At 75.0% G+C, this 9,683-nt stretch carries 8 protein-coding genes and 1 pseudogene; 8 read left to right on the plus strand and 1 reads right to left on the minus strand.

Features of this window, described 5'->3' with window-relative positions:
• Positions 1–72 precede the first annotated feature (72 nt).
• Positions 73–387, minus strand: a complete 315-nt coding sequence (locus tag ACFU74_RS33570) for a chaplin family protein (RefSeq protein WP_380763725.1) — start codon at positions 385–387, stop codon at positions 73–75.
• 314 nt (positions 388–701) lie between these two features.
• Between ACFU74_RS33570 and ACFU74_RS33575 the strand changes: the two genes are divergently transcribed.
• The 8 genes and pseudogenes from ACFU74_RS33575 to ACFU74_RS33610 form a co-directional block, all read left to right on the plus strand.
• Positions 702–989 (plus strand): hypothetical protein, encoded by a 288-nt coding sequence (locus ACFU74_RS33575; RefSeq protein ID WP_380763727.1) that lies wholly within the window; start codon positions 702–704, stop codon positions 987–989.
• Positions 990–1,103: 114 nt separating this feature from the next.
• On the plus strand, positions 1,104–2,672 hold the full coding sequence (locus ACFU74_RS33580; protein WP_380763729.1) for a PLP-dependent aminotransferase family protein: 1,569 nt from the start codon (positions 1,104–1,106) through the stop codon (positions 2,670–2,672).
• Between the two features lie 190 nt (positions 2,673–2,862).
• Positions 2,863–3,372, plus strand: a complete 510-nt coding sequence (locus ACFU74_RS33585; protein ID WP_380763731.1) for a hypothetical protein — start codon at positions 2,863–2,865, stop codon at positions 3,370–3,372.
• 128 nt (positions 3,373–3,500) lie between these two features.
• On the plus strand, positions 3,501–4,307 hold the full coding sequence (locus ACFU74_RS33590) for a DUF1963 domain-containing protein (RefSeq protein ID WP_380763733.1): 807 nt from the start codon (positions 3,501–3,503) through the stop codon (positions 4,305–4,307).
• A gap of 99 nt (positions 4,308–4,406) precedes the next feature.
• Complete coding sequence (locus tag ACFU74_RS33595; protein ID WP_380763735.1) at positions 4,407–5,435, plus strand: hypothetical protein; 1,029 nt, start codon at positions 4,407–4,409, stop codon at positions 5,433–5,435.
• Between the two features lie 130 nt (positions 5,436–5,565).
• Positions 5,566–6,909 carry a KamA family radical SAM protein gene (locus ACFU74_RS33600; protein ID WP_380763737.1) on the plus strand — a complete coding sequence of 448 codons (1,344 nt, stop codon included), beginning with the start codon at positions 5,566–5,568 and terminating at the stop codon, positions 6,907–6,909.
• Positions 6,910–7,339: 430 nt separating this feature from the next.
• Positions 7,340–8,752, plus strand: a complete 1,413-nt coding sequence (locus tag ACFU74_RS33605) for a family 2B encapsulin nanocompartment shell protein (protein WP_380763739.1) — start codon at positions 7,340–7,342, stop codon at positions 8,750–8,752.
• Positions 8,753–9,364: 612 nt separating this feature from the next.
• Positions 9,365–9,683, plus strand: a pseudogene (locus ACFU74_RS33610) (hypothetical protein); the annotation flags it as partial.

A 9,683-nucleotide genomic window follows, 5' to 3' on the forward strand; every position in this document is an offset into this window, starting at 1 on the left:
TCGGCACCGGTTCGTACGCCGTCGAGCTGCTGTGGGTGCAGGCACAGGGCAAGAAGCCGATGCGGGCGGCGGTCAGAGGATGGAGAGGCCGTTGCCGCAGACGTTGATCGGGATGCTGATCGGGATCTGGATCTGGTTGCCGGACAGCACGCCCGGAGAGTTGGCCACCACGCCGTTGGCGGTGGCACCGCCCTCGTTGATACAGGTGGTGCCGCCGCCACCGCCACCCCCGAAGGAGGAGTAGTCGGCGGGGAGCGAGGGCTTGTGGTGCTGGGGCTTGTGGTGGCCGTACTCGTCGCAGTCGCCCGCGAAGGCGGGACCGGCGGACAGGACCGCCAGCGCGGCGCTGAGACCGGCGGCGAGCAGGTACTTCCTGGTGTTGGTCATGCCGAAGGAATAGCCAGCCGACACGCTGAAGAAGACATAATCCGACCACCCGATCACCCGATCGCAGTCGGAAACGCACACCGATGCAGGAGCGCCGCCACCCGCCCGGGCCACCCGTCTGGCGCCCCCCGCCCGCTCCGCCGCCCTGTCCCGCCCCTGTCCCGGCGCTGTCCCGCCCCGGAGCCGGGCCGGAACGGGACCCCGGCCCCGTGCGCCCGGGACGGCCCCTCCCCGACGCTCGATGCACGGCGACGGCCCGGACCGCACAGGCCCGGGCCGCCCCGCCGCCACCACGGCACGAACGGGAGACCCGCATGTACGCACACTGGGGCACCTTCACCAAGAACGACACCCTCGCCGACTGCCTCGGCCTGGCCCAGACCGCGCTGCTGCGCCAGGGCTTCCAGGTCTGGGACCTCGCCGGCGACGGCGACTACCAGGTGATCGGCGGCACCGCGGACGTCATCGCCACCGTCGTCTGCGTCCCGCAGTCCGGCAACGTCTGGCTGACCGTCAGCGCCTACTCCACCGACTCGGCGCTCGCCGAGCGCACCCGCAACGAGGTGCGCTCGTACATCGTCAACTCGGTCCGGATCGACTGACCGGCGGCCGGACGGGCGACAGGCGGGGACCGGCCGTGTCCGGCGGACCGCGGACCCGGGGGCGGCGAACCCGGCCCCGGGGCCCGCACCGGCCCGGCGATAGGGTGCGTGACCATGACGGACACCTCGGTCGATCCGCCCCGGACACCGCGTCGCCGCCCCTCCGGAGCGGGCGAGCCGGCGCGCCCCGCCGCACGGCCGGCCCACCGCCCCGGCCGCCGGACGGGCGACGCGAACGCCGCCACCGCCGCCACCCGCTCCGACGCGGGCCCGTCCGGCACCGACCTGCACCTCGACCTGCCCGCCGCCGGCAGCCGCCGGTCCGCCCTGATGGCCGCCCTGCGCGAGGCGATCCGCAGCGGCCGGCTGGCCCCCGGCACCCGGCTGCCGCCCTACCGCACGCTCGCCGCCGACCTCGGCATCGCCCGCAACACCGCCGCCGACGCCTACGCCGAACTGGTCGCCGAGGGCTGGCTCACCGCCCGCCAGGGCTCGGGCACCGCCGTCGCCGAACGCGCCGAGCCCGCCGCCGCCAACCGCGCCCGCCGAGCCTCCCGGCCCCCGCGCCCCGCCCACGACCTGCGGCAGGGCCGGCCCGACGCCGCCGCCTTCCCGCGCGGCGCCTGGCTCGCCGCCGGGCGCCGGGCGCTCACCGCCGCGCCCAACGAGGCCTTCGGACCCGGCGACCCGCAGGGCCGGCGCGAACTGCGCGAGGTCCTCGCCGACTACCTCGCCCGGGCCCGCGGGGTACGGACCGACCCGGACCGGATCGTGGTCTGCTCCGGCTTCGCCCACGCGCTGCGACTGCTCTTCGACGGCCCGCGCGCCGTGCTCCCCGCCCGGAGCACCGGCCCGCTCGCCGTCGAGGGCTACGGGCTCGCCTTCCACCGCGGCCTGCTGGCCGCCGCCGGGGTCACCACCGTCCCGCTCCCGCTCGACGAGCACGGCGCGCGGGTGGGCACCCTGGCCGACCACCCCGAGGCCCGTACGGCGCTGCTCACCCCCGCCCACCAGTTCCCGACCGGGGGACCGCTGCACGCGGGCCGCCGGGCGGCCGTGGTCGACTGGGCACGCGGGCGCGGCGGCCTCGTCCTGGAGGACGACTACGACGGCGAGTTCCGCTACGACCGGCAGCCAATCGGTGCGGTGCAGGGCCTGGACCCGGAGCGGGTGGTCTACCTGGGGACGGCGAGCAAGAGCCTCAGCCCCGCCCTGCGGCTGGGCTGGATGGTGCTTCCCGACCACCTGGTGGACGGGGTGCTCGCCGCCAAGGGGGAGCGCGAGGGCTGGGCGAGTGCGCTGGACCAGCTGACCCTGGCGGAGTTCATCGACTCGGGCGGCTACGACCGGCACGTGCGGCGGATGCGCCGGCGCTACCGCGACCGCCGTGACCGGCTGGTCGAGGCGCTGGCCGGGCGGGCCCCGCACATCGAGGTCACCGGGATCGCCGCCGGACTGCACGCGGTGCTCCGGCTCGCGCCCGGCACCGAGCGCTCGGTGCTCAAGGCGGCCGCCTACCGGGGGCTGGCCCTGGACGGTCTGGCCGACTTCCGGCACCCGCTGCTCGCACCGGAGGCGATGCCGGCGGCGGACGGTCTGGTGGTCGGCTACGCGACCCCGCCCGACCACGCCTACCCGGCGGCGCTGGAGGCGCTCTGCGCGATCCTGCCGCCACCGCTCTGACGGGCGGGAGCGGCCGCCCGGAACGGCCGGTCCCACGCGCGGGCGGGCGCGGAGGGTAGGGCTCCGGCCGCCCGGCCGCGCGGGGAACCGGAAGGTAATGGCCCCCGCGTCCGCTCCCCGGTCATATGCCGGTACGGACCGGTGCGGAGCACGCCGCCGGTGCCCGGGCGGCGGCCTAGGCTCCTTGGTCATGCGCACTTCATCTCTGAGCCGCCTCGGCCTCCCCGCTGTCCTCGCCTTCATCGTCGCCCTCCTGCTGTCGGCGACCCCCGCCCAGGCCGGCACCCCGCTGCTGTCCGTCTCCGTCGACAAGACGACCGCCACCCCGGGCTCGAACGTCACGCTGACGCTCACGCTGACCAACTCGCACGACACCCCCGCCCACTTCGTCTACGAGTCCATCCAGCCGACCTACGCCACCACCCTGAACACCGGCCTGAAGTACGCCTTCTCCTCCTGTGGCGGCAATGTCACCAGCTGTGACACCGGTGCCACCAACGGCCTGGTCCACCACTCCGTCCCCGTCGCGGCCGGCGCCACCACCACGGTCACCCTGACCTACACCATCGGCACCGACTCGGTCTGCGGCAACGGCGCGCGGATCGACTTCTACACCTACCTCTACTACGAGTACGCGAACGGCACCGCCAACGACTCCGGCATCTTCCAGGTCCCCGGCAACGAGGTCGTCTGCGCCTGACCGTCCGCTCCCCACTCCCTTCCGTGACTCCCCGTCAGGTGCCGGTCGCCCCCGTAGCGGCACCTGACGGGGCCTTCGGCGTCCCGGGCGCGACCGGCGTTGTCGGACCCCCGTGGCAGGCTTGGCGCATGGCCGATCCCGTGACCACCGACAGCCCCGTGACCGCGTCCGGAGAGGGCGCGCCGCCGATACCCGGAGAGGTCGCGGAGCTGATCCGCGCCCGGGCCGGTGAGCGGCTGGCACCGCTGGTCCACGGGCTGTTCCGCTCCTCCCTCGTCCTCGACCCGGTGCACGGCGCGGACGGCGGGGGCGCCGCCGGGCGGCTCGGCGGACTGCCCGCCCTGCCGGAGGGCACCGCCTGGCCGGAGTACGCCGACCGCCCGATGCAACTGCTCGCCGAGCTCGACTGCGCGGCGCTGGCCGCGGCCTTCGGGGCCGCCGGACCGGACACCGGCGGCTGGCCGCTGCCCGCCGAGGGACTGCTGCTCTTCTTCCACGACGAGTGGCTCGCCGACTTCACCGGCCGGGGCTGCCGCGTCCTGCACGTGCCCGCCGGGGCGCCGCCCCGGCCCGCGCCGGCCGCCGAGCGGGGCACGCCCGCCGTCCCGGCCGTGCCGGTCGGGGCCGCCCGGGCGCTGTCCGCGCCGTCCTACCAGGACCGCGAGCTGGAGCGGCTGTTCCCCGACGACTTCCTGGTCGCCCTCGACCTCGCCCAGGACCTCGCCGAACAGCTGCCCCGCCCCGCGGTCCGGGTGCTCGGCTGGTGCGACACCGACACCGGCCGACCCGAGGGCCACCGCCCGCTGCTCCAGATCGACAGCGGCGTCCTGGACGCCGACTGGGGCGAGTGCGTCAACGTGTCCTTCTGGATCACCCACGACGACCTCGCGGCCGGCCGCTTCGACCGGGTCCGGCAGGGCTTCGAGATCGCCTGACGGGCGGGGGCCGCCCCTCGGGTCCTACGCTGGGAGGAGGCCCGGGCGCGCCGCCGGCCCGGGTCCGGCCGGAGCGTGCGGCGGAGCGGTGGGACGGACGTGGCCCCAACGACGGACCCGGACCCCGGGCACCCGGAGCGAGCCGGGCGGCCCGGGAGTTCCGAGCTGGCCGGGGACGCCGAGCGCGGGGGTGCCGGGGGCGCCCCCGTCGCCGAGCTGATGCGCTCGATGCGCGCCCACCCGGCCCGGATGCCCGAGCTGCTGGCCGCCTTCGCCGTGCGCCACCGCGGGCCGCGCGCCGCCCGCCGGGTGGCGGCGCTGCGGGCGTCCCACCCGGAGGCCTCCGAGCCGGAACTGGCCCGGCGGGCCGTCGACCACGCCCGGCGGGTCAGCCAGAGCGAGGGCGCCTTCGTCGCCGGCCCCTTCCTCTGGATGGCCCCGTTCGCCTTCTGCACCGCGCTGCTGGCCCAGGGACAGCTGATGCTGGAACTCGCCGCCCTCTCCGGCAAGGACCCCACGGCCCGGGCCCGTGCCCCCGAGCTGCTCGTGCTCCAGGGGGCCCATCCCGACCTCGCCTCCGCGGAGCGGGCCCTCGCGGCCGGCCCGCCGCCCAGGCCGGGCCGGACCGGCCGCTTCCGGGGGTTCGGCGAGCTGCTGTGGCGGATGGCCCGCCTGCTCGGGCTGACCAGTGAGGACGTCGTCCCGCCGCCGTCCCGCTGGCGCACGGCGGTGGACTGGGGACTGCTCGTCCTGGTGCTCCTGGTGGGCACCGTCGCCCCGCTGATCTGGCTCCCCTACATGGCCTTCTCCTACAACCGGGCCACCGACCGGCTGGCCGCCCGCGCGGTCGCCTTCCACTTCGGCGGGGAGCCCGCCGACTGGCCCGGCGCCTCCCGGGACCGGGCCGCGCCGGGGATGGTCGCCGCCGTCGGCCGGGTGCTGCTGGCACTGCTCGTCCCGCTCGCGGCGGTGGGGGTGCTGCTGGTCGCCGACGTCCGGCTCGCCGACAGCCGCTGGCCGGTCATGGCCCTGGTGCTGATCGCGCTGTCCGTCGTGGTGAGCGGCCTGTGGTGGATCGCCGCACGGCGCTCCCCGAACCCGCCGAGAGGGCCGTCTCCGAACCCCTGAGTGGTCTCAACCACCCCATCGCCAGGTCCCCCTGACGAGTGGTCAAGACCTGAAGGTTAGGCTGCCCGCAGGGCCGCGGGGAGCGGCCGGGAGAAGGGTGACGCGGGTGCGAACCGTACAAGACCAGGGCGTGAACGACGACCCCGCGGGCGGCCGTCGGCCGAAGCTCCGCGCGGTCCCCGGCCACCGGCTGGCGGGGCTGCCGCAGCTCGCGGGGGCGGACGAGCGGCTGCGGCACGAGATCGCGGTGGTCGCGGCCGTCCTGCCGTTCAAGGTGAACAACCACGTGCTGGACCAACTGATCGACTGGGACCGCGTCCCGGACGACCCGATGTACCGGCTGACCTTCCCGCACCGGGACATGCTCCCGCCGGAGGTCTTCGAGCGGATCTCCGCGCTGCTCACCGAGGGCGCTCCCAAGGAGCGGCTGGCGGAGGCGGTCGCGTCCGCCCGGCGGGCGCTCAACCCGCACCCGGGCGGGCAGTTGGAGGAGAACATCCCGCAGCTGAACGGCCGCCCGGTGCCGGGGCTCCAGCACAAGTACCGGGAGACGGTGCTGCTCTTCCCGGCGCAGGGGCAGAGCTGCCACGCCTACTGCGGCTACTGCTTCCGCTGGGCGCAGTTCGTCGGCGAGCCGGACCTGCGGCAGAGCCTGCCGGGCCCGGCGACCGCGCTGGAGTACCTGGGCGCCCACCGCGAGGTCTCGGACGTGCTGATCACCGGCGGCGACCCGCTGATCATGTCCACCGCCCGGCTGGCCGGCTACGTCGAGCCGCTGCTCGGCCCCGGCACCGAGCACCTGCGCACGATCCGGCTGGGCACCAAGGCGCTGGCCTGGTGGCCGCACCGGTTCACCACCGACCCGGACGCCGACGACCTGCTGCGGCTGTTCGAACGCGCGGTCGACGCCGGCCGGCAGGTGGCGGTGATGGCGCACGTCAGCCACCCCCGCGAGCTGGCCGGGGAGGCGGTGCGGGCGGCGGTCGCGCGGATCCGCTCGACGGGCGCGGTGATCCGGGCGCAGGCGCCGCTGATCCGGCACGTCAACGACGATCCCGCGGTGTGGGCGGCGCTCTGGCGGGACATGGTGGGCCTGGGCATCGCCCCGTACTACCTGTTCGTCGAACGGGACACCGGGGCCAGTTCCTACTTCGAGGTGCCGCTGGCGCGGGCGGTGGGGATCTACCGGGACGCCGTACGGCAGGTGTCGGGGCTGGAGCGGACGGCGCGCGGGCCGGTGATGTCGGCCGGCCCGGGGAAGGTCTGTGTGGACGGGGTGGCGGAGATCGGCGGCGAGCGGGTCTTCGTCTGCCGGTTCCTCCAGGCCCGCGAGGCGGACCGGGTGGGCCTGCCGTTCTTCGCCCGCTACGACGAACGGGCCACCTGGTTCGACCAGTTGAGGCCGGCGTCGTTCGAGCGGCGGCCGTGGTTCACCGCCGAGCCGTGGTTCGCCGAGGAGCCTGCGCTGGTCTGATCCGGGCCCGTGGCGGACCCGTAATCGCACTGTGTTCGAAGCTCGAACAAGCGTTTGACTGATCCGCGCCCCGCGGGCTGGGGCGCGGGCTTTCGCGCCCCTCCGTTCGGGTGGGGTGAATCGTTCCTACGTCTGGGTGATTCGCATGCACAGGAACGCGTGGCCCCGGTCGCACACGGTTCTCGGATTCAAACCTTCCGATCGGAGAGATTCACCCTATCGGGGGGCGCTTGGTTGCGCTGCGGGGTTGCCCGGGCCTTGGTGATCTAGGGTTCCGGTGGATCGCCCGAGCGGGGCGCACCGCATCGCGAAGGCCACCAACACTCCAACCGATACGCGTATCTGATGATCCGTCGAAATGGATTCCCCGGCTGTCGCCGGTCGTCCGGCGGGTCGGCGTGACCCGATCACACAAAGGAGAGCCCTGCCGATGTCCGTGGAGACGACCACCCCGGAGACACCGCAGGTGGCCCAGCAGTCCAGCCTGACGACGGCCGCTGCCCGCAATCTTGCGACGACCACCAAGTCCGCACCGCAGATGCAGGAGATCACCTCCCGCTGGCTGCTCAAGGTGCTTCCCTGGGTGCAGGCGGCAGGTGGCGCCTACCGGGTCAACCGCCGTCTGACCTACACCGTCGGCGACGGCCGGGTGGAGTTCATCAAGACCGGTTCGGAGGTCCGGGTCATCCCGCTGGAGCTCGGCGAACTCGCGCTGCTGCGCGGCTTCGAGGACGAGGGGGTGCTGACCGCGCTGGCCGACCGCTGCGAGCAGCGCGACTTCGGCCCGGGCGAGGTACTGGCCGAGCGCGGCGAGCCCGCGGACCGCATCTACCTGATCGCGCACGGCAAGATCAACCAGATCGGCACCGGCAAGTACGGTGACGAGACCGTGGTCAGCGTGCTCGGTGACGGTGACCGCTTCGGCGAGCACGCGGTGCTGGACCCGGCCGCCGTCTGGGAGTTCACCGCCAAGACGGTGACCGCCGGCACCGTGCTGTCGCTGGCCCGCCGGGACTTCGAGCGGATCCGTGACGACTCGACCGCGCTCCAGGAGCACATCGAGGCGTTCCGGGCCCTGCCGCTCCAGGCCCAGAACGAGCGCGGCGAGGCCGAGATCGCCATGTCCGCGGGCCACCACGGCGAGTACGAGCTCCCCGGCGCCTTCGTGGACTACGAGCTCAAGCCGCGCGAGTACGAGCTGAGCGTCGCCCAGACGATCCTCAAGGTGCACACCCGGGTCGCCGACCTCTACAACCAGCCGATGAACCAGATCGAGCACCAGCTGCGGCTGACCATCGAGGCCCTGCGCGAGCGCCAGGAGCACGAGCTGGTCAACAACCCGGAGTTCGGCCTGCTCAACAACGCCGACTTCGACCAGCGGATCCAGACCCACTCCGGCCCGCCCACCCCGGACGACCTCGACGAGCTGCTCAACCGCCGCCGCGACCCCGACTACCTGCTCGCCCACCCCCGGGCCATCGCCGCGATCGGCCGCGAGCTGAACGCGCGCGGGCTCTACCCGCACCACGTCGACCTCGGCGGGCAGCAGGTGCCGGCGTGGCGCGGCGTTCCGATCCTTCCGTGCAACAAGATCCCGATCAGCAAGGAGAACACCAGCTCGATCCTGGTCATCCGTACCGGCGAGGACAACCAGGGCGTCATCGGCCTGCACCAGACCGGAATTCCGGACGAGTACCAGCCGAGCCTGTCCGTCCGGTTCATGGGCATCGACGAGAAGGCGATCATCTCCTACCTTGTGAGTGCCTACTACTCCGCCGCGATCCTGGTTCCGGACGCGGTGGGTGTGCTGGAGAACGTCGAGATCGCGCACGGGCGCCGCTGAGGCGCAGCAGCTCGGGCGGGCCGTCCCCGGAGGGCCCGCCCAGGGCCGGGCGTAACCCGGTCCACCGCATGATCGTTTCACCGGATGCCGGAAGGCCCGCCCTCGCGGCGGGCCTTCCGGTGTCGGCCCTCCTCCCGGCGCGGCCGACCTCCTGCCGACACGAGAGGTGCACGGAGCCCATGCCGCAGCCCCAGCCGCCCCGGCGGATACCGATGGAAGGGCCGTCGTGACCGCGGAGCGGAGCCCGGCGCCCGTCGCGGCCGGGCACGGCACGGCCGGCGGCCCCCGGGTGCGACGGATCCGGCTGGCCGGCGCGGCCGCCGGTGTGGCCGCGCTCTGCGCGTTGCTGAGCGGCTCGGCCGGGGCCCGCTCCACGGCCGCCCAGCACGGTGGCGGGCACCCGCACGGGCCGGTCGTCGGGACCTGTGTCACCGCCGGGGCGGCCGTCGCGGTCGGGGCCGGCCGGGACGTCGAGGTGGACGTGGACGTGGACGTGGCGGTCGGTGTGGACGTCGACCTCTCCGGGATCCTGCACCACCCGCACCCGCCGACGGCGACCCCGAGGCCCTGGCCCACCAGGCCGTGGCCGCCGAAGCCGACGCACCACCACCCGTGCCCGTCGCCCAAGCCGTCGCCGTCACCCTCGCCGAAGCCGTCGCCGACCGCGACGCCGAGCCCCACGCCGACCCCGACCCCGACGCCCCGGCCCACTCCGACGCCGACGCCCACCCCGACCCCCAGTGCGACGCCGACGCCGGTCGTCACGCCCACCCCCACCCCGGTGCCCACCCCGCCGCCGAGCCCGGCCCCCGTGCCGCCCGCGCCGCCCGCCCCGCCGCCGCCGACGCCCCCCCCCCCGGCCCCGGCGCCGCGGGCCGCCCCCCCCACCACCCCGGGCGCCCGCGCCCGGCGGGGGCCCCGCCGCCGCGCC

Origin of the sequence: Kitasatospora sp. NPDC057500, from assembly GCF_042802195.1 — a bacterium.
Classification (GTDB): Bacteria; Actinomycetota; Actinomycetes; order Streptomycetales; family Streptomycetaceae; genus Kitasatospora.

Coding starts and splice junctions, on each gene's coding strand:
- ACFU74_RS33605 (WP_380763739.1), top strand. CDS start 7,340: ATGTCCGTGGAGACGACCACCCCGGAGACACCGCAGGTGGCCCAGCAG.
- ACFU74_RS33575 (WP_380763727.1), top strand. CDS start 702: ATGTACGCACACTGGGGCACCTTCACCAAGAACGACACCCTCGCCGAC.
- ACFU74_RS33590 (WP_380763733.1), top strand. CDS start 3,501: ATGGCCGATCCCGTGACCACCGACAGCCCCGTGACCGCGTCCGGAGAG.
- ACFU74_RS33580 (WP_380763729.1), top strand. CDS start 1,104: ATGACGGACACCTCGGTCGATCCGCCCCGGACACCGCGTCGCCGCCCC.
- ACFU74_RS33585 (WP_380763731.1), top strand. CDS start 2,863: ATGCGCACTTCATCTCTGAGCCGCCTCGGCCTCCCCGCTGTCCTCGCC.
- ACFU74_RS33570 (WP_380763725.1), bottom strand. CDS start 387: ATGACCAACACCAGGAAGTACCTGCTCGCCGCCGGTCTCAGCGCCGCG.